The sequence below is a fragment of the Pseudomonas sp. DR 5-09 genome (genome assembly GCF_001655595.1).
Lineage (GTDB): Bacteria > Pseudomonadota > Gammaproteobacteria > Pseudomonadales > Pseudomonadaceae > Aquipseudomonas > Aquipseudomonas pharyngis.
Map to the genome: position 1 here is coordinate 3,349,566 of NZ_CP011566.1, position 19,809 is coordinate 3,369,374.

General features: G+C 55.7%; 20 protein-coding genes and 1 pseudogene. 9 read left to right on the forward strand and 12 right to left on the reverse strand.

What is annotated here, in order from left to right:
- Positions 1–10 precede the first annotated feature (10 nt).
- The 3 genes from PDR5_RS14940 to PDR5_RS14950 form a co-directional block, all read right to left on the reverse strand.
- The gene (locus PDR5_RS14940) at positions 11–940 is read right to left on the reverse strand and encodes a ZIP family metal transporter (protein ID WP_064596676.1); all 930 of its coding nucleotides are present in this window, start codon (positions 938–940) and stop codon (positions 11–13) included.
- Positions 941–1,001: 61 nt separating this feature from the next.
- Positions 1,002–1,886 (reverse strand): manganese catalase family protein, encoded by an 885-nt coding sequence (locus PDR5_RS14945; RefSeq protein ID WP_064596678.1) that lies wholly within the window; start codon positions 1,884–1,886, stop codon positions 1,002–1,004.
- A 283-nt stretch (positions 1,887–2,169) separates the two neighbouring features.
- Complete coding sequence (locus tag PDR5_RS14950) at positions 2,170–2,418, reverse strand: hypothetical protein (protein ID WP_172829484.1); 249 nt, start codon at positions 2,416–2,418, stop codon at positions 2,170–2,172.
- A 150-nt stretch (positions 2,419–2,568) separates the two neighbouring features.
- Here PDR5_RS14950 and PDR5_RS29330 point away from each other — a divergent pair, with 150 nt between their 5' ends.
- A complete protein-coding gene (locus PDR5_RS29330; protein ID WP_082934416.1) occupies positions 2,569–3,066 on the forward strand; it encodes a short chain dehydrogenase in 498 nt (165 codons plus the stop codon).
- Between the two features lie 52 nt (positions 3,067–3,118).
- Complete coding sequence (locus PDR5_RS14955; RefSeq protein ID WP_064596680.1) at positions 3,119–3,439, forward strand: hypothetical protein; 321 nt, start codon at positions 3,119–3,121, stop codon at positions 3,437–3,439.
- Positions 3,440–3,591: 152 nt separating this feature from the next.
- Here the strand turns inward: PDR5_RS14955 and PDR5_RS14960 are convergent, their stop codons facing one another.
- From PDR5_RS14960 to PDR5_RS14970, 3 genes are all read right to left on the reverse strand, one after another.
- Positions 3,592–4,905 carry an APC family permease gene (locus PDR5_RS14960; protein ID WP_064596681.1) on the reverse strand — a complete coding sequence of 438 codons (1,314 nt, stop codon included), beginning with the start codon at positions 4,903–4,905 and terminating at the stop codon, positions 3,592–3,594.
- A gap of 236 nt (positions 4,906–5,141) precedes the next feature.
- On the reverse strand, positions 5,142–5,507 hold the full coding sequence (locus PDR5_RS14965; RefSeq protein ID WP_064596683.1) for a histone-like nucleoid-structuring protein, MvaT/MvaU family: 366 nt from the start codon (positions 5,505–5,507) through the stop codon (positions 5,142–5,144).
- 128 nt (positions 5,508–5,635) lie between these two features.
- Positions 5,636–5,935: a hypothetical protein gene (locus tag PDR5_RS14970; RefSeq protein WP_064596686.1), complete on the reverse strand. Its 300-nt coding sequence runs from the start codon at positions 5,933–5,935 to the stop codon at positions 5,636–5,638.
- A 348-nt stretch (positions 5,936–6,283) separates the two neighbouring features.
- Here PDR5_RS14970 and PDR5_RS30185 point away from each other — a divergent pair.
- The 4 genes and pseudogenes from PDR5_RS30185 to PDR5_RS14985 all read left to right on the forward strand — a co-directional run.
- A pseudogene (locus PDR5_RS30185) lies at positions 6,284–6,565 on the forward strand (TolC family protein); the annotation flags it as partial.
- 32 nt (positions 6,566–6,597) lie between these two features.
- Positions 6,598–7,140, forward strand: coding sequence for a redoxin domain-containing protein (locus PDR5_RS14975; RefSeq protein WP_064596688.1), 543 nt, complete (start codon positions 6,598–6,600; stop codon positions 7,138–7,140).
- A gap of 11 nt (positions 7,141–7,151) precedes the next feature.
- Entirely contained in the window at positions 7,152–7,679 is a 528-nt protein-coding gene (locus tag PDR5_RS14980; protein WP_064596690.1) for a DsbA family protein, read from the forward strand.
- 158 nt (positions 7,680–7,837) lie between these two features.
- Positions 7,838–8,938 carry a low temperature requirement protein A gene (locus tag PDR5_RS14985; RefSeq protein WP_064596692.1) on the forward strand — a complete coding sequence of 367 codons (1,101 nt, stop codon included), beginning with the start codon at positions 7,838–7,840 and terminating at the stop codon, positions 8,936–8,938.
- A gap of 141 nt (positions 8,939–9,079) precedes the next feature.
- Here the strand turns inward: PDR5_RS14985 and PDR5_RS14990 are convergent, their stop codons facing one another.
- Together PDR5_RS14990 and PDR5_RS15000 are read right to left on the reverse strand one after the other, a co-directional pair.
- Positions 9,080–9,895, reverse strand: coding sequence for a CmcJ/NvfI family oxidoreductase (locus PDR5_RS14990; protein ID WP_082934417.1), 816 nt, complete (start codon positions 9,893–9,895; stop codon positions 9,080–9,082).
- 264 nt (positions 9,896–10,159) lie between these two features.
- Entirely contained in the window at positions 10,160–11,467 is a 1,308-nt protein-coding gene (locus tag PDR5_RS15000; RefSeq protein WP_064596698.1) for an OprD family porin, read from the reverse strand.
- A 752-nt stretch (positions 11,468–12,219) separates the two neighbouring features.
- On the opposite strand from PDR5_RS15000, the gene PDR5_RS15005 reads away from it, so the two are divergent.
- Entirely contained in the window at positions 12,220–13,203 is a 984-nt protein-coding gene (locus PDR5_RS15005) for an LLM class oxidoreductase (RefSeq protein WP_064596700.1), read from the forward strand.
- Between the two features lie 162 nt (positions 13,204–13,365).
- Here PDR5_RS15005 and PDR5_RS15010 read toward each other — a convergent pair whose 3' ends face one another.
- Positions 13,366–14,373, reverse strand: a complete 1,008-nt coding sequence (locus PDR5_RS15010) for a zinc-binding alcohol dehydrogenase family protein (protein WP_064596702.1) — start codon at positions 14,371–14,373, stop codon at positions 13,366–13,368.
- Positions 14,374–14,482: 109 nt separating this feature from the next.
- Here PDR5_RS15010 and PDR5_RS15015 point away from each other — a divergent pair, with 109 nt between their 5' ends.
- Positions 14,483–15,391 carry a LysR family transcriptional regulator gene (locus PDR5_RS15015; protein WP_064596704.1) on the forward strand — a complete coding sequence of 303 codons (909 nt, stop codon included), beginning with the start codon at positions 14,483–14,485 and terminating at the stop codon, positions 15,389–15,391.
- 150 nt (positions 15,392–15,541) lie between these two features.
- On the opposite strand, the gene PDR5_RS15020 is transcribed toward PDR5_RS15015, so the two are convergent.
- Together PDR5_RS15020 and PDR5_RS15025 are read right to left on the reverse strand one after the other, a co-directional pair.
- Positions 15,542–16,396, reverse strand: a complete 855-nt coding sequence (locus PDR5_RS15020; RefSeq protein ID WP_064596706.1) for a helix-turn-helix transcriptional regulator — start codon at positions 16,394–16,396, stop codon at positions 15,542–15,544.
- 187 nt (positions 16,397–16,583) lie between these two features.
- Positions 16,584–17,555: an XdhC family protein gene (locus tag PDR5_RS15025; protein WP_064596708.1), complete on the reverse strand. Its 972-nt coding sequence runs from the start codon at positions 17,553–17,555 to the stop codon at positions 16,584–16,586.
- Positions 17,556–17,646: 91 nt separating this feature from the next.
- On the opposite strand from PDR5_RS15025, the gene PDR5_RS15030 reads away from it, so the two are divergent.
- Entirely contained in the window at positions 17,647–18,432 is a 786-nt protein-coding gene (locus PDR5_RS15030; protein ID WP_064596711.1) for an alpha/beta fold hydrolase, read from the forward strand.
- Here PDR5_RS15030 and PDR5_RS15035 read toward each other — a convergent pair.
- Positions 18,425–19,777: an MFS transporter gene (locus PDR5_RS15035; RefSeq protein WP_082934418.1), complete on the reverse strand. Its 1,353-nt coding sequence runs from the start codon at positions 19,775–19,777 to the stop codon at positions 18,425–18,427. The genes PDR5_RS15030 and PDR5_RS15035 overlap by 8 nt on opposite strands.
- Positions 19,778–19,809: the final 32 nt, after the last annotated feature.

A 19,809-nucleotide genomic window follows, 5' to 3' on the forward strand; every position in this document is an offset into this window, starting at 1 on the left:
AGGTAAAGGGTCAACCCAAAGCCGTATCGAGGAACATCATGACCCCGAAACCGAGCATCAACCCCAAGGTTGCAGGTGTCTCATGACCATTGCGATGGGTCTCGGGAATGACCTCATGGGACACCACAAAAATCATCGCGCCCGCCGCCAAACCGAGCGCTATGGGATATCCCAATGCGAAGCTGCTCGATATCCCCAAGCCGACGATCGCGCCAATGGGTTCCATCAACCCTGAGCCCACCGCAATAAGCGCAGCGCGAAGCGCTGAAATCCCGGTCACGCGTAACGCAAGCGCCACAGCCAGGCCTTCGGGAATGTCTTGAATGGCGATGGCAGTGGTTAGCGGCAATCCCACCTTCATATCGCCATTGGCAAAGCTCACTCCAATGGCCATCCCCTCCGGCAAGTTATGCAGCGTGATTGCCAGGACAAACAGCCATACACGATTGATGCGCTGCGCCTCGGGCCCACGGCGACCGCTTTTCTCATGTTCGTGAGGCACGAAGCGATCCAGACCGATCATCAGCGCTACCCCCAATCCCAATCCTGCAACGACGACACAGGCTGCGAGCAGCTGGTTACCGCAGAGCTCCTGGGCGGCTTCGATACCCGGAAGAATGAGCGAAAACGAACTGGCGGCCAGCATCATCCCGGCAGCGAAGCCGAGCATGATGTCCTGCGTTCTGGCGGCGATATCGCGTAACGCAATCGCTGCCAACGCACCTATGGCCGTCGCAGCGAAGCCTGACATGCCGCCGAGAAATGCAAAGTGCAGATTTTGTTTGTTGGCGCCGACGAAGGCGCCGTACCCGCTGATCAGCAAGCAAAGCGTCACGCCAATCAGAATTGACCAGAAGGCTAGCCCGCCCCATCCGGATTTTGAGAGCCGAACAAACCGTGAGCGAAGTGTTGCGCCAGATGAGGTCAACGGCTCGGACATCGCACCCTCCTGTTTTCTTGAGTTGGAAAAACCGCACGCCTTTTGGCGTGCGGTCGCGTCGTTAAGGTTGTGGTTCGCCTTGCACGCCCGCCCCCAGGTCCGCACCCGTGATCGGATTGCTGTCTGGGTCGGACATCGTCCTGGCTTTCATGTCCATGAGCAGCGCTTCATCCTCGGCGCTCAATTGCACAGTCGCGGTGCCCTCGCCTCCATCCACCGCCGGCGCTGGATTCTCTACGAACTCCCAGTCCTCCCCTTCGTTCCACGGCCCGCGGGTGCTGCCTTCGCCCTGAGACATGTTGAAGTAAACGTTGGTGAATTCAGGCATACCCGGCAGTTTGCCCTGAGGGAAATTAGGCTGGATGGCGTGCAGTGCTTTTTCGAAAGACAGTTGATGGGCGATTTCACGGGTCATCAGAAATCCGAGGGCTTCCTTTACACCCGGATCATCTGTGACATTCATCAAACGCTCGTAGACGATCTTCGCCCTGGCCTCAGCGGCGATATTGGAACGCATGTCTGCAGTAGGTTCGCCGATGGTATCGACGTAAGCCGCTGACCAGGGAACGCCTGCCGAGTTGGTCAAAGGAGCACCCGCTCCGTACAACAGACTTGTGATGTGGGAATCGTTGCCGGCCCCGTTGATGGCGCGATACAACTCGCCCTCTTCCTCGACACCTTCGGCCATTTGCCCTTTGGCGCCCTTGTTCAACATCACGATAATCGACCCGACGATCTCAAGGTGGCTGAGCTCCTCGGTGGCAATATCCATAAGGAGATCCTTTCGGCCTGGATCATCTTCGGCCAACGCCTGTGTGAAGTAGCGTGAAGCTGCAGCGAGTTCCCCTTGGGCGCCCCCGAATTGTTCCAGTAGTAGATTGGCCAACCCCGGATTGGGCTGAGCAACGCGCACGGTGTATTGAAGTCGTTTGTTATGTAGGAACATGACATTCTCCTCAGGTGCATCAGGGCTGCCGTTCACTCGGCGATAGACCGAATGCCAACCCACATTCATCTGAAGCAAATGCGCCGGGGTTAATTTCAAAAACCTTCTGCCCTGTCGACCAACGGGTGCTGATTTCCCTTTGCTGTTGGAAACCTGCGAGTCAGTCTTCCTGGACAATAACGGAGATCCAGACTTTCAACTGATAGGCCATGTCCTCGCGTATTGGATAATTCCGGCTACGCAATTGCGAGTGTCGTCGGCAATAGACATGAGCTGAATGACCTCAGTGATAATCCTCACCAGCGACCGCACGCAGATAGGCCGCATCTGCCTCCCTTCTCAGGTCACGCCATTCGGAATCGGTCAACCTACCCAACCGATGCATCTCATCAGACTGGCGTAATAGCTCCTCGTGATAGGCATCGGGACACTCCATGCGTAACGCTCGATTCTCCAACGCACGATGCCAGGCATCCAGGGCTTTCAATTTGGATTCCTGCTCAAGCGTCAGTTGATTCTTGAAAGCATTCATTTCACCCACCCCGAACATTTCCCGGTTGAGCAACAGTTTTCGAATTAGGTTCAAAAGGTCTGACGAAGAACAGCCTTTCGGTAATCTCGATGGAACGTTGCGCCAGGCCCCGTCCTCTATCGCAACACCAGCGAATCTGAGGATTTCATCATGATCGACCCAGCAACCGGTATGAAGGCAGGCGAGCGCTACACCATAGACAGTCTCGAACGCACGCGACATTTCCCGGGTTTCTTCCTCGACGGAAAATATTACCTTGGCCCGGAATTGATGACGGCCATCGGTTGGCTGGAAGGAAAGCAGTTTTATTACGATGAGCTTGATCCCACGGGTGAGCCGGTGTTTCCCGATCGACTCGCCGGGACTGTCGAAGACCTCACCCTGACTCTCGCGGACGGTGCGCGATTGCCCTTGAACGAAATGCCGTACAGGGCAGATGCCGACCCCGCTGCCAGTCCAAGCCGTCTTACTCCATCGTCATCACGACATCGACCTGCTCCGGCAAGCGATAAACACGGAGTCGAGGGTGTGCGGATGTCAGGTAAACATCCATATCCAATACTCCTGGCGGCAGGCGCCGCGCTAGTACTGGGAATACTGCTTGGAGTCAAACAAGCCAATCGCCTTCCTGCCCGAAAACCGAGATAGCCGTCCTTGCTGATTTTTTGGATAAGTGCTCTTTGAACGATCGGAGACAGGAATGTATCCAGTGACACCAGACGGTCGCTACTTTGTTGTCAAAGGCCAGCTATGGCGATGTTCCAACCCATCATTGGATGAAGATGTGCGCCAGCGTCTTGTCGATACGCTTATGGCCGCTCGACGAGAGGTCAAGAACGCAAAGGGTTCGCAAAACGCGTCGCAACTGAAGCGCGCTCGGGAAAAGGTACAAATGGCCAAAGTGGCCCTCGGGGAACGGGGGCCTGTCTGGTGGGCTGATGGAAGCCCGGACTTCAACCGGCGGCTGGTCATCAATTCCCCTTATGCCGAATGGTTCAGCTCGCTCCAAGAGTCTGATTAACTCTCGGCGTAAGGCGGGATTCGGATGATGTTCCAGTGTTGCTCACAACCGCCGATCCAAGGCATTGAATGCACCCATACAACCGCTCGCCCTGGCACTTGTATGACGTAGCCAAGTTAACGCTGCGGTAGACAGGGAAAGCTCTCACAAGCCTAGCCAGGCTCCACTGGCGCCGGCAGTGCCACTCTTGCACAGGCGAAAAGCAGCATGCCTGTCAGGATCAATACGCCTCCACGCATCCAGGTCTCCAGACTTTGCTGACCAAGCAGTATCAGGCACGAGACGATAGCCAGTACCGGAACCCACGTAGGTACTCGAAAGTGATCTTCCGCAACCTCGTCACGGCGCAGGATCAACACGGACAAATTGGTGCTGAGAAATACGAACAGCAGGAGCAGGACGACCGTTTCAGCGAGCGTGGCTAGCGTCCCCGTCAGCGTGAGCCCGATTGCCACGAGGGTGGTAGCGATCACTGCTATCCACGGGGTGCGTCGTTGAGGCAGCACCTTGCTCAAGGCACTCGGCAAAAGTCCAAGGCAAGCCATGCCATAAGTAAGGCGGCTGGCCATTATCATGGTTAGAAGTGCGCCGTTGGCGACTGCGACCAATGCAATAAAGGCAAAGACGCGAGGCGGGATGTTCAAACCTGACGCCCGAACCACCTCAAGAAGAGGAGCAGAGGTTGCAACCAGTTTTTCCATGGGCAGTACGGAAGATGCAGCTACACCGACCGCCATGTAGAGGACTCCGGCGGTCAGCAATGCGCCAAACAATGCGCGGGGGTAAACCTTTCGAACGTCTCGAATTTCTTCTGCAAGATTGGCGGATGTTTCGAATCCTACAAAAGAATAGAAGGCGATCAGTGCCGCACCCAAAACGGCTAACACCGGGCTGACTCCCGGCTTGAACTCCAGGCTGCGCCCCAGATCTGCATCGCCTGTACGCAAATACCAAGCGGCGGCAACAACGACCAAAAGAAGGCCTGACAGCTCAATGACTGTCATCACCAGGTTGACTCCCAAGGATTCTTTAATTCCCCTCGCATTTAGTAGCGCGATCAAGAGAAGGAACAGTAAGGCTGAAATGTGGGGTGGTACATGGATGAACGCCGCCAGGTAATCACCCGCAAACGCCAGCGATAAACCCGCAGCGCTCGTGACAGCTGCAGATAGCATGCAAAAGCCCACAAGAAAAGAAATGAGCGGTGACCCGAACGCTTTCTCGGCGAAAACCGAAGCGGCGCCCGCGTGGGGATATTTTGTCACCAACTCGGCATAGGAACCTGCAGTAAGCATCGCGAAAAAAAGAGCAATCAGCAGCGGCATCCATATTGCGCCACCCACCTCCCCTGCAATTGTCCCGGCAAGAGCATAAACGCCCGCCCCGAGCACATCGCCGAGAATAAATAGAAAAAGCATCGGGCCGGTAACGGCCCGGCGCAGGGAGGTCTTGGAGGGCAAGGTCATCACGATCTACTTCCTGACTTGAGGTTCGGAGGGCCGATTACCGGGCTGGAAGCCAGGCGGCTTCACTCTCAATGAATGGAAATTCGCGTATCACTAAAGTTCACATATCTTGCCAAGGTGACAAGTAAAAGGTGCCTCACGTACACCCTGATTAGAGCTGTGGAAATCCTCTCAAGTAGCTAAAAATCGAAAACAAAAAAGGGCCGTAATCAGGCCCTTTTGTGTTCAAACCAAAATCATTTGGTCAGCCAGGACTCCACAGTGTCGGAGCCGTGCTCTGCTTTCCAATCCTTCAGCGTTTTATGATTGCCGCCTTTGGTTTCAACAACTTCCCCAGTGTGCGGATTTTTATAGACCTTCAACTGGCGAGGCTTGCGACTGCCGGCTTTGGACACGGCGGCTGGAGCGCGACGACCTGCTTGCGGATCAAGCAGGTTGATCACGTCCTTAAGGCTGTAGCCGTATTTTGCGAGCAAGTCGCGCAGCTTCGTTTCGAACTCGATTTCTTTCTTGAGGCCAGCATCACCCTTGAGGGTTTCGAGGGCCTGGAGCTGTTCGGCGAGGTGTTTTTCGAGCTGGCGGAATTCGGCAAGTTTAGACATGAAAAAATCTCGATGTGAGTAATACCTGAAGGTTACACCATAAATCACGGACCGCACTTACAAGGACTGGCGCTGGGTCTTTAACTGGACAGCCTCAACAGGCCTTGAATTGATTCCCTGTGAATGTCTTATCGATGAGTATCCGCCTCCTCAGCCGGATAAAACTCACCTTCCTTCCCTATCCTTTTGAGCTGTTCGCGCACCATCAACTCAACGCTGGCAACTGCGGCTTGATCGTCAGGGTCGACCAGCTGTAGGCACAGGCGCTGGATATTCTGATCGTAGGTGCCCTCACTCATCATCTCGTGCGTAAAGACTTGTTCACCTCGCCATAGGCAAAGTTGAGTATGAGTTTCGCCGAGCCATATTTCGTTGATTGATCTGAGGTCGGTGGAAGCCAGTTGATCGACAGTGATTGTCTTATCCATTGCGCTGTACCTTACCAATGAGTAGATACAGATAGACTTACGGGCCCAGGGGTCGTTCCAAGTGAAGGCAGTTCACTGCGATTTCCGATGATGACGACACCATCCCGTTCGTCCGCTTCCAGCCCTTCCTGCACCTCAGCCAAACCCGCAAAGAACATCGACTTCATGATCAGAAATACCGCCGGTGGTAAATCACCCACTCATCAGCAATTGAGGCTATGGAATCACCAGAGTGATCGAGCAACGCTTTGATCTGCGAATTCGCAGAGGCGAATCGATCAGTAATGAGATGACCGGGCGTTTACGGCGAAGGTGTATGGCAACAGAGCGAGAGCGCGAAGCCCTGCCAAGGAAACCGAAAACGCGTTTAGCGACTACGACAAGCGACAACAGCGACTATAGTCATTGCTGAGCCAGAGCGAATCCTGTCGCTGCTCTCCCCACCTGGCCCTCAATTCAATACCGCGAAAGCACGGCGGGCATCGTCGTGCTTCTGGACGCGGAATGTGAACGTCTTACTGCCGAAAACACTCAGGCTCAGGCTGAGATCGTGGCAGCGTAGCCTGTTATAAATCCCTTGATGGTGGATGGAGTTATCCCCGCCGGACAAGTCGCATCCCCCCTGAGTAGACCCCAAACTCCTATCTATCAGGGCTCAAGCAATGAACACTTCAGAATTTGGTGATGCAGAGGAAACGAAAGACGACCTGATTCAGGAGCCGCTGCCAGCCGGCACCGCAGCGCCCGACTTCCTACTGTATGCGACTCCCGATCAGCAATTGTCGCTACGCGAGCTGAAGGGAAATCCCGTGATACTGACGTTTTATCCCGCCGATTGGAGTTCGGTTTGTGGCGATCAACTGACCTTGTACAACCAGTTGCTACCCACATTCAGAGAATACGGTGCGACGCTCCTGGGTATCTCAGTCGACAGCGCCTGGTGTCATCAGGCCTTTGCCAAAGATCGGAATTTCCACTTCAGCCTGCTGGCCGATTTTGAGCCCAAAGGAGCTGTGGCGCGACGATATGGAGCGTACGACTCTCACCTGGGAGTTTGTAAGCGGGCACTGTTCGTGATTGACAAGGAGGGAGTGATCACCTGGAGCTACATCTCACCAATGGCAATCAACCCAGGGGCGGACGGCATTCTGGATGCGCTGGATGCGCTGGCGAATGCACCACAAAGCACGCCAACCAAAAATTAACAGGTGATCACATGGCCACTCTCAAAGTGCCGGTAAGTGCCAACGACCATCGCCAGGGAAGCGCGCATGCCAAAGTCACCTTGGTGGAATTTGGCGATTATGAATGTCCCTATTGCGGTTTAGCGTATTGGGTCGTCAAAAATCTCCAACAGCGTTTTCGCAACGATTTGCTCTTCGTGTTCCGTAACTTTCCCCTGACCACCGCCCATCCGCACGCAATGGGTGCAGCCGTCACCGCTGAATATGCAGGGAGTCGAGGACTCTTCTGGGAGGCTCACGACGAACTCTATGAAAATCAGGATCGATTGGGCATGCCGCTGTTTCGGGCCATCGCTCTAAAACACGGTCTCTCCAGTGAAGAACTTTATGTTGCGCTGCAGGAAGGCACTTACCTGGCCAAAATAAAATCCGACTTTAATGGCGGCGTACGGAGCGGCGTTAATGGCACCCCCGCGTTTTACATTGACGGGCTTCGCTATGACGGGGTTCCAGAGTTCGCCGAAATGAGTCAGATGATTGAGCTTTCGTTGGTGAGTTGACGAAATTGCCGGATAGTCAATTCACTCGATAGTTCCCCACCGTAATCGAGGCGGCATGTACGGCTGTTGAACGGCAACGTCTGCCCGATCCAATTGGCTCGCTGCTGCGCACTCGCCATTTGGCCATATACAGATCGCCGACACGGAGCCAGCAGCGAATGAAATCCTTGAAGTATTATGAAAAAAACCGACACGCCACATGGTTAGAGTTGTTTTTTGACCTGATTTTCGTTGTTGCAATTGGCAAGGTTACGCATACTCTCGGACATCTTCATCACGGCCATTTTGAACAGGAGCAATTATGGACATTTTTACTGCTTTTTGTTCCATTATGGTGGATCTGGTCCAGTCACACGATTTACTCAAATAGGTTTGATACAGACAGTAACCTTCACCGCTTGGCAACATTATTTATAATGTTGCTGCTCATTGTGCTGTCTGCACGGATTGGGGAAGAATTGGAAGTCAACTATGCGCTTGTTATTGCCTGCTATTTTGGCATACGTGCCATTATCAGTATCATGTACATTTCGTCCATAAATAAATTCGATCATCATAGCGAATTCTCCTCCAGGCTTGGCGTTGCCCTGTTAGTTAGTGCAGCTGTTAGTCTTTCATCCATTCTTTTTGAACCACCCATGCGTTACCTTGTCGCTTACATTGGGATTTTTCTTGATATTCTGCTCCCTTTATTTTCTTGGGGTAAGCTAAAGCCATTGCCCGCACATACAGAACACTTGGTTGAACGAATAGGTTTACTCACCCTCATCTTATTGGGCGAGTCAGTAATTAGCCTTTCTGGAGGGTTATCTGACATTCAATGGGATCGTTATAATGTGATGGCGGCAGTCACCGGATTCATCATGATCTGCAGTATATGGTGGATATATTTCGATAGCTTTTACTTGTTGAGCAAAAATGAAAGCAGCATGAGTGGACACTCCTTAATCTACTCGCACCTTTTTCTATTTGTGGGGCTGGCACTTCTCGCAAATTTGATCAGGCATGCGATCTTGAATGACATTGCGATGCGCGATTTCCAGATTGCGTCAATCATCGGCATGGCCTTGTTTTTCTTAGGCAAGCAATATGGCTACTTCATAGCGGTACCTAAAATAAGGAAATACATACTACAAAATACCTTGATCGTGTTTTCTCTAGGTGGGTTGGTTATATTCCTACCGCGTATTGAGTACATATTGGTCGGCCTGACAGCAACCATGATCTGTTATGTTTTACTAAACTTCAGGTATCGTTGAATCTTTAAAGTTTGGCCATATCACGGGTGGATCAGCTATCCGCGCACATCAACACATCCCTACCAACCAAAGCGGGTGCTCGCCTGGAAAGCATGGGGGCAAACACCGCGCGGCGTGAGGCCCGCGGCAAGCGGCAAAACCCTAATCAAAGAAGGCCAGGGTGCGAACTTCGATACTCTCGCGCGGCGGGGCTCCCGGCGGCGTGTTGGGATCTTTGAAGGCGGTATGGGGCGTGAATCGGGCACGGCCGTCGTGACGTGAGTCATACCCCTTGATCAGCAAGACTTCGTCACGGCGCATGTCCGGAAAATAGTACCAGCGCTGTTGCGGATTGTAGGCCAGGTGGTAGATCTCACCGATACGATCCGGATAGACCAGGTCGGTGGCCAGCAGGTCATTGGGGTCGAGCGTCGAGGCGTCCAGCACGGCCAGCGGTGAGCGCTTGACGGGCCCGCTCATCGGGCGCCAGAGGTTAATCTGGGCCACCGACACCTGTGCGCCGGCCTGATCCTGGCCCAGCATGTCGCGAATACGCTCAGGCCCCGAGCGGTCGGTGTAGTCATTATGCACACGGCTGGCTGGCCCGCGAATATCCCGCCGCTCGGCGTCGCTGCGCCTGGTGTGGTCGAAGATGACGACCCGGCTCGCGCCCGTCAACTCCTTGATCAAGGCCTTGACCTCGTCAAAGTAGACGCTTTCCACTGAGGTATCGTCGTAGAGATCGTCGACCACCGTAGCCCGCCGATGGAGTTCAAACCCCTGCTTGTCCAGGGAAAGGCTGTCTGCCAACGGACGACCGTTGTGTATCGTGACCTCGCGCTCCTCCTGCTCAGCAAAGTAGTGCGGTTCACTGTCACCGGTCAGAGCCTCGGTATGCACATAGGGCTTCGCATCGTGCTTGACCAGGTAGGTGAGTTTTGTGATGACGCTGGCGGGCATATCAGTTGTGCACTTCAAGTAACACCTCCCGGTCTGCTGAGCGCATCCGGCTTAGTGTCACCGTGGTGGCGCTGTAACTTGCATGTAGACACCTTCAATCTCGATCGTATGCCTTCGAACGGACACTATCAAATGCAGCCCGAGGTGCATGGCACCCGACCGGTAGAAAAGGACCTCTCTAACCTCGGCATCGACGACCAGCTTGACCATGACTGACTTGTCGCACTGCAGGTCTGCGCCGATCATGAGCATCCGATATCCCTAAACTTCCCGCACCGCTATCTAGAGAAGCGGAATGCTATAGGTCACAAAAATACGATTCTGATCTACGTTACGAGATGCTTCGCTGTTGGACTTGCCGTTACGCCAGCCGAACCCGACGCCTTTTAGCGCTCCCGACTGCAGGACGTAGTCCAGGCTAATGTCTCTTTCCCATTCCTTTTGGTTGGCGCCTGACGTCGTTTTAATGTTATCGCCAGAGAGGTACATGACCGAGCCTTTTAGGCCAGGGACGCCCAGAGCGGCGAAGTCGTAAACATACTGACCGAAAGCTGTGCGCTCGCCTGCGCGGGTGAAAGTTTGGATAAAGCGGTCTGTATACAGATACAGACTTGCTCCACCGGCGCCCTTGTTTGGCAGGCTACCTTGACTGAGTTGAGTGAAGTTGCTGCCATCCGACACACTTTGGTACCCCGCAGTAATTGCGTGGCCACCCAGTGTGTAAATCAACGCCGCACTCCAGGTACGGTTATCGATTTCTCCATCACCGTTTTTGGTGTAGCCACTCATTCTGTAGCCTGACGTACCGGAGCTATTTGCACCTGACGAGTCAGTTTTGAAGTAGCGCAGGTCGGTTTTGAGGGACTGATTGTCCGAGATGGCAAGGGTGTGAATCAATCCCAAAAAATGCTGCGTATAGTAGTTATCGAGGCCGGCGTAGTAGTACTGAGCTGTCAGATCCTTGGTGACTTTCCAATCGCCCCCGGCGAAGTCAAACTGATTGCTTTCACGCGTACCACCAGTAACGGCCAGCCCCGTCTGATCGCTCGAACCACGTCCTGTTGCATGTTCAATCCGACCTCCAGTCAAGGTCAGGCGATTGAGCTCGCTCGAGGTGATTTGAACGCCCTCGAAGGTTTGCGGAAGCACGCGCCCATCGTTGGCGACCAGAATGGGGAGTTTCGGAATCAAGGTGCCGTAGCGAAGTTCAGTTTTCGACATTTTGACTTTTCCGGTCAGCCCCAGCCTGCTCCACTCGTCGACGGCACGGTTGTCACTGTCAGAAGGCATCATGCTGCTGCCGACATGCCGTCCTTTGCCGCTGTCCAGGTTAACCCCCAGCAACCCCAGGCCATCGACACCAAAGCCATCCATGCCGTCGGTATAGCCCGATTTGAAGTCCAGCATGAAACCCTGCGCCCATTCTTCGGTTTTAGAAGGGGCGGCAACGCCATCGCGGTTGTCGTTATTGAAGTAGAAATTTCTCATTCCCAAGGTGGCTTTGCTATCACTCAGGAAGTCAGCATGCGCCTGGATACTCAGGGTGATACTAAGAAACACCGAACTTGCAGTTATTGTTTTTCCACTCATTTATATAGCGCTCCATTTGTTATTTTGAAGTAATAGAAGCAACGCAAAATTTTCCAGGTGCGCGTTTTTATTATTCTTAATATCCTGCTAAAGACGAGAAATCGACGATGCCTAGCCCCTCCTGCATCAAGCTAATATCGTTAATGCAAGTTCCAAAGTCGCTCATCGCACCTGTTTCTGTTATGCAGCGCGATAGCGTTAGAGCCGATTGTGTGAGAAAGGCGCAGGGAGTGCCTTGCCTGGGGAAATGGAGTTCTGCGTTGGGGTCTGAAAATTTATCTTATCGTCTGAATTTCAGGACTGGGGCCGGACACAATTGTCGGTCGAGTATCTAAAGGCTCAGCGGGCTGACCTGACGACTGTCCTCAATAGCAACCCGCGGCGCGCCGATCACGACGCCCAAGGCCCAGACTGCGGTGTAATCATCTGCGACAGGTACCGAGACGGACGACGAACATGGCGGTTCCCCGCAATGCCGCCTACGCTTGTTGGATGGTCCCCATGCTTTTGCTCAGGCGATGTATCGGGTTGGAACGATCTGATTTATTTTGACCGTCCGCTCAATGCCAATCCGGACCTGCCCGCGCGTATTGCCAGCAACTGGCCCCTCACTCCGGTCGACCCGACCAGCATGTACGGCGCAACGGGCGAAGACTACACCATTACCCCACCTGTCGTTCCCAAGCGACCGATGCCTCAGCACCTCTTAAACAGGGGCGCTGTTCACGTTTCTCCCATTGAGGAAGATGAGTATGTATCGGCCGAGTACGATTCCTTATCAGCAGCACCGAGGGTTCAGCCGAACCTTCACTCAGGGGCATTTGAGCCTTGGATTGTTCTTTCCTTTGGAGGCCTTCGATGGGGACACTCCGAGCATGCTCAACCAGGTCGAATTGGCCAAACGAGCGGAGGCCCTGGGCTTCTGCGCACTCTGGTTTCGCGACGTGCCTCTTCGGGACCCTGGCTTCGGCGATGTTGGCCAACTGTTCGACCCTTGGGTTTACCTGGGCTACATGGCTGCTCATACGTCGGAGATAGCGCTTGGCACCGCATCCATTGCCATCCCTGTACACCATCCTCTGCACACGGCCAAGGCATCAGCTAGCGTTGATCAGTTGAGCGCAGGTCGCTTGATACTGGGGGTAGCTTCCGGCGATCGCCCAGTGGAGTTTTCTGCTTTTGGCGTCGATCCCGAAAGGCGCGGAGAAATCTTTCGGGAGCACTACGAGGTGATTCGCAGAGCCCACAGCACCAGCTTTGAGCCCATTCGCTGGAGCGGTGGAGAGATGCGGGGCGCAGACCTCATTCCGAAACCCACAACCCAAGTCATTCCAATGTTCGTGACCGGCAATAGCCGCCAGTCACTGGATTGGATCGCGCGCGAAAGCGTCGGATGGATCAACTATCCACGCATTCCGAACATGCAGCGAATGATCGTGGAAGATTGGCGGCAGGAGGTCATGAAGCAATGTGGCCCCGTCTATAAGCCCTTCACTCAGTCGCTTTACATCGACCTCGATGAGAACCCGTCCACGCCGCCCACTCGTATTCATTTGGGGTTCAAACTTGGACGCTACCATCTCCGGTTTTTGCTTGAGTCGCTTGAGGAAATCGGAGTGGACCACGTTATCCTCAATCTCAAATACGGAAAGCGCCCTGCTGCGGACGTCATTGAGGAACTGGGCACTCACATCGTTCCGCAATTCGGAGTCAAGCCGCCTCCTGAAGCGAATTGATACGCCGGCCGAGGTGATGCGGTTCAACAGGTTGGGTCATCAGGCCGATACCTGCTCAAGGAATATCAGTTGCAACGGCTCTTCGAGCAGGTCATCTGTCGTGGCGGTGAAACGCTGAAACCAACGCATCGAAATACGCGCAACCTCACCCGATGAGTGAAATCAGAACCCTTCGAGAACGATCTTGCCCCGGGCTTTGCCGCTTTCGACCAGCGCATGGGCACGACGCATGTTTGCCGCATTGATCGCACCAAAGTGCTCGCCCACGGTGGTTTGCAGAACGCCTTGGTCAATAAGAGCGCTGACCCGATTGAGCAGATGATGCTGATTGATCATGTCCGGGGTTTCGTACAGCGAGCGGGTGAACATCAGCTCCCAATGCAACGACAGCGACTTGCGCTTGAGCGGCATCACGTCGAGGCTGTCTGGATCGTCTATCACACCCAGACGCCCTTGCGGCTTGAGCACGTCGATCAGTTGTGCAAAGTGCTGTTCGGTGTGAGTCAGGCTGGCGACATAGTCGATCTCCGGCACGTCGAGCGCTTGCAACTGTGCGAGCAGTGGTTGGCTGTGATCGATCACGTGATGCGCGCCCAACTGCCGCACCCAATCAGCGGTTTCCTGGCGTGAGGCAGTTCCGATGACGGTAAGACGGGTCAACTGTCGGGCCAGCTGCACCAGCATCGATCCGACGCCCCCAGCCGCTCCAGTGATCAACAGGTACTTGCCCTCCCCTGCACCCTCGGCGACACCGAGCCGGTCAAACAACAATTCCCAGGCAGTGATCGAGGTCAACGGCAACGCGGCCGCATCGGCTGCACTCAATGTACGAGGCTTGTGCCCGACGATCCGTTCATCGACCAAATGGAATTCGCTGTAGCTGCCGGTGCGGGCAATCGAGCCGGCATAGAACACTTCATCGCCCGGCTGAAACAACGTCACTTCAGAGCCGACCTCACGGACAATGCCTGTGGCATCCCAGCCAAGGATTTTCGGCTCTTTTGTGAAAGTTCCGGCGCGCACCTTCGTATCGACGGGATTCACTGACACCGCGCGAACTTCGACCAGAAGGTCCCGTGGGCCAGGTTTGGGCACCGAGAGACTGATGTCGATCAACGCTTGTGGATGGTCGATGGGCAAGGCGTGCTGGGTAAAGGTGATGGCTTTCATGGACACTCGCTGTCTGAAGGGTGATGCACTCGTTTGCAGCCATCTTCGACTTCCCAAGAACAAAGAAAAACAAGCAAAATGCGCCAACACTTTCACTGCAGGAGTGAAAATGATCCGCATCGATGATCTTGGTTTATACATCCGCAGCGCCGCGCTGGGCAGTTTCACCGCAGCGGCGCTGGAGGCTGATCTACTGCCTGGTCAGGTCGCCGCCGCCATCAAACGTCTGGAACGCGAGCTGGATGTGCGCCTGTTCGCCCGCACCACTCGCAGCCTGCGATTGACTGCCGAGGGCGAGCAATATCTGCCCACTGCCCACGCAGTGCTTGAGACCCTGAGGCAAGGCAAGGAAAACCTGCGTGGTGAGAACGCCACGCTGCGGGGCGTACTGCAAGTGACAGCGCCGTCCGATCTGGGGCGCAACATACTGCTGCCGTGGTTGACGCTGTTCCGCCGTCAGCATCCAGAACTGACGTTGCGTTTTTTCCTGTCGGACCAGATGGCCAATCTGTTTCGCGACCCGGTGGACGTGGCGATTCGATACGGCCCGAACGAAGACGCCAACTACGTGGCACTGCCGCTTGCACCGTGGAACCAGCGGGTGCTGGTTGCCTCGCCGGAGTATGTGCAACGCTACGGTTCTCCCCAAACGCCGGATGACTTGAGCAAGCATCACTGCCTGCTCTATCTGCAAAATGGCCGGGTCTACGACAAGTGGAACCTGGGCGGGCAAACCGTGCAGGTTTCGGGGCCACTGTTCAGCGATGACGCCGATGTCGTGCGGCGCTGGTCATTGGAGGGTGAAGGTATCGCCAACAAATCGTGGCTGGATGTCAGTGCCGATATCGCCGCTGGGCGCCTGCTTGTGCTGCTGCCGGATTACCCCGGGGAAGCTTCTCCATTGAGCCTGGTGTGCCCACATCGCAAGCAGATCAGCCCTGCGGTTTCTCAGCTTTATACGTGGTTGAGTGGTCAGTTTTCTGCGCTGGAGTCGAAACCAAGGAAGAACTTGAGTTGATGCGAGAAGAACGCATGAAAGAGATTTATGACTTTCTGGATAATTAATAGACCTTACAATTTTCGCAGCCTATAAAAGTCGCCAGCTTCAAAATAAAAGACTAACTTCATTGACGGGAGTATTGCCCAATCCCCCCGCCCTCCTCTCGGTTCAAATCGCCGCGTAACTATCCACTACACGCCGATACTGGCTGGGCGAAGCTCCGATGTGCTGACGGAAAAACCGTGTGAAATGACCTTGCTCGGAGAACCCGAGGTTCTCCGACAAAAGACCCAGCGTTCCACTGCGCTCACGCTCAAGCCAGGCAAAAGCGCGGCGCATGCGCGCGTCGTTAAGCAACAGGGTCGGCGTCATGCCGGTGTCTTTCTTGAACAGCGCAAAGAAGTGTGCCCGAGACAGACCACAGGCCCGCGCGGCGTTGTCGATCGGGTTCGGATCATCGAGGTGTTCAAGCAACCAGGCCGTGCCACGGCGCACGCGCGCGTCCCGGAACTCACCTGTGTTGGGCGCACCCAGTAGAGACAAATGCCGCCAGCTGGAAAAGGCCTCGATCAGTTCGATCAGGAAGTCGAACAGCATGAACTCCAAGCGCTCTTTCGGTACGATCCCACAACCATGCGCTTCGGCGACCAGGATGTCGGCCAGGGTGCGATTTCGACTCGACAGCTCGATGCATGATTGGGCGAAAAAGTCCGGCCGACCGCTGAGCGCCAGCGACTGCTGGGCAGTGGCCAGCCAGGCGGGCTCGATGTAAAGCGCCAGGATAAGGGTGGCACCGGCGCCCGGTTGCGGATCATAGAAATGCGGCTCCCAGGCGTTGACCAGCACCGCAGTGCGATCACTGAGCGGAACCCGCCGACCGTTAACGTTGAAGTAAGTGTCCTCGCCGGACACTTTGACCAGCACATGGCATTCGGAATGGGTATGGGTGACCAGCGAATGATCCATATTCAGCAAGGCGACCCGGCCAAACCTGCCGTGGAAAACCCGTTGGGCAATCGACATCAGATTCCTCCGCTCGCTTGAAGCGATATTGTTATCGGCCTCAATGCCTATCATCGGGGCGTTTATCTATTACTCAAGCCCGTCGATCGGTCCATGGTTCAGCAACACTTGGCTGACCACTATCGCGCGCGACTGACCGAGCGTCTACCTCGACTTTCGCAGCCCCCACGTTCGTCGGAAAAACCGCCTACAAGGCATGGCGTTCTTTGCCGTGATAAACACGCAGGATATCGGCCACCACCGCTAGAGCGATTTCCGCCGGGGCCTTGCTGCCCAGATCGAGGCCGATGGGCATGTGTAAACGGGCGATCTGTTCATCCGTCAGACCACCGATGCGCTTCAGCCGCTCGGCGCGTTTGGCCGAGGTTGCCTGAGAGCCCATGGCGCCGATGTAAAACGCCGGGGTGTGGACCGCTTCCATAAGCGCCAGATCATCGATTCGCGGATCGTGGGTCAGCGCCACCACCGCGGTCGCCGCGTGGCAGCCTCCGGCGGCAATGAACATCGAAGGCAGCACACGTTGCATCTCCACGCCTTCGAGATGTACATGCAGCATCTCTTCCCGGGGGTCGCAGGCGATGACTTCGCATCCGATGGCTCGGGCGAAACTGGCGCAAACTTCAGCGACCGGCGAGAGCCCGGCCAGAATCAGTCGTAACGCCGGGCCGACGCTGATGCGCACCCTTTCGTCGTCGACTTGCACCCGTTCGCTGCCGTGTCCGGCGTCCGGGTCCAGGCGCAAGGCACCGCTGCTCAGCTCGATATGACGCTGCAGACGTCGCTGACCGAGTAACGCCGCTTGCAGACTCTCCAGGTGTGCGATCCATTCAAGGCTGGCATCGCGGTGTTCGACCAGCACGATCAGCACACCACCACAGGGCAAACGCAGACGGTGGCGTTGCTCGACGCTGTCGCCATAACTGACGATCTGCGCCGGTTCGCGTAATTCACCGCACGTCAGGCTTTCGAGAAACTCCTCTTCGACGCAGCCACCCGACAGCGAGCCGACGTGTTCGCCCGCGCCATTGGTCACCAGCATCGCACCCGGCGCACGCGGCGCCGAGCCATAGGTGGAGAGCACTGTGCACAGCCATTGGGCCTGCCCGGCGCGAGCCCATTGCAGTGCCTGGTCGATCACCTGAACATCGAGATGACGCATGTTTTCAATACCTCAAGCAAAAGCGTGGTGCTGCATGCGGGGTTACGTTTACGGTAACCTGCGAGCAATCTTGTTCAATTGTTGATTCAACATGTCGCCACAACAGTTTTTGCAACTTGGGTCGCTGCGCCTGGAATATCGCCAAATCCCTGCGGCTGAGCCTTCGCGACCGACGCTTGTGCTGCTGCACGAAGGCCTCGGCAGCAGCGACCAATGGAAAGACTTCCCCCAGCGCCTGGCCCAGGCCAGCGGTTGCGGTGTGGTCACTTTCAGCCGTCAGGGTTATGGGCAATCGAGCCCGGTAACCCTGCCGCGTCCGCTGGACTACCTGAGCACCGACGGCCCTCGTGAACTGCGGCGATTGCTCGATGCCTTGCAACTGCCGCAAGTGGTATTGCTCGGTCACAGTGACGGCGCATCCATCGTCCTTGCCTATGCCGCCGCCAACGATCCACGCGTGTTGGGCAGCATTGCACTGGCGCCTCATGTGATTGTCGAGGCCGAGAGCCTCGATGGCATTCGCCATACCACCGAGGTGTGGCATCAGGGCGAATTGCGCGAGCGCCTGGCACGCCACCACGGGACCAATGTCGACGGCGCTTTTCACGGCTGGAGCGACAGTTGGTTGCACCCGGACTTTTCCCTGGACAATCTCGAAGCGCAGTTGGCGAATATAGAAAAGCCGCTGCTGGTCATTCAGGGTCGCGAAGACCACTACGCCACGCCCGAGCAACTGGCAGTCATCCAGCGACAGGTCCCTGGACCGTGTCGCTGTGTGTTGCTGGATGACTGTCGGCACTTTCCCCAAACCGAAGCTCCCGAGCGGACCTTGCAACTGATCTGCGAATTCCTGGAGCACCTTCCCGCCTTTATTTGAAATTGCCTTGGGTTTCTGGAATCACCACGCTGCCGATCAGGTAGATCACCGACAGACCGGCAGCGAAAATCGCCAGTACCATGGGGATCTCCGCCGGGCTACTGCTGACCAGGGAAACAAAGGTCGGCATGGTTCCGCCGAGGGCGAAACCGATGTTCCAGGACAACCCGGTGCCGCTGGCTCGCAGCTCGGTGGCAAAGCGTTCGTTAAGGAAGATCAGAATCGGCGCGATGATCGCCCCGCCCATGAAACCTATCCCCACGCAATACAGCGCAGTGCGGGTCAGCGAACCCGGGTCGGCGACCCCAAGGAACATCATGGGCAGGCCCACCAGGTTGATCACACCCAGCAGCATGAAGGTCTTCTTGCGACCGATCAGGTCACTCAGGTAACCGAAGGCCAGTGCTCCGACAATGGTTGCCACCGACCCATACATGAGCAGCTGCGAAGTCTGCGTATGAGGCACTTTGGCGACCACATTGAGCAATGTCGGCAGATACCCGCAGGCCAGGTAATACGTGGCACCGCCGCCGAATGTAATCAGCAGATTGACCAGCATCACGGCGCGGTACTCGCGACCGAACAGACGCTTGAGTGGCGACACGACCACTACCGCCGGCCCCTTGGTTTTGCGGGCTTGTTGCAGTTGCCGCCAGACCGGACTTTCATCCAGGTAACGGAACATCACCAGTCCGAAAAATGTGCTGAGCAGGCCGCAGAAGAACATGAAGCGCCAGCCCCAGACGTCAAATTCCTCCCCGGGAAAGATCTCCGACAACACCAGATAAGTGAATGACGCCAACAGCGCGCCCATGCCGGCACCGGCGCCACCGATCAACCCGGACATCAAGCCGCGATAGCGCGGCGAGATGGATTCGGTGCCGATGGTGTGAGTGGAGGCAACGATGCCGCCCACGAAAATGCCCTGAATTACACGTAATAACAGGAACAGTATCGGGGCCAATATGCCGACTTGGTGAATGGTCGGCAACGCACCAAACAGTGCCGTGGAAATACCGACGCCGACCATCGATACCATCAGCGCACGCTTGCGACCGTGTTTGTCGGCATACGCGCCGAAGATCGCCGAGCCCAGCGGACGTACCAGCAAGGCCACGGCGAACGAGGCATACACGGCGGCCAGCGACAGTGTCGGGGTGTCCGAGGGGAAGAACAGGCGGCCGATGATCGGCGCCACGTAGAGCAGAATGAACAGGTCAAACAAATCCAGCGCCCAACCAAACGTCGAGGCAAATGCCGCCAGCAAAGCCTTGCCCGGTGGAATCTGCGGTGTATCGGTAGTGGCGCTGGTGGGTGATGCAGTTATTGTTGTTGTCGTGGTCATGGTTGCCTCACACAAGCGGTGAATCAAAAGGG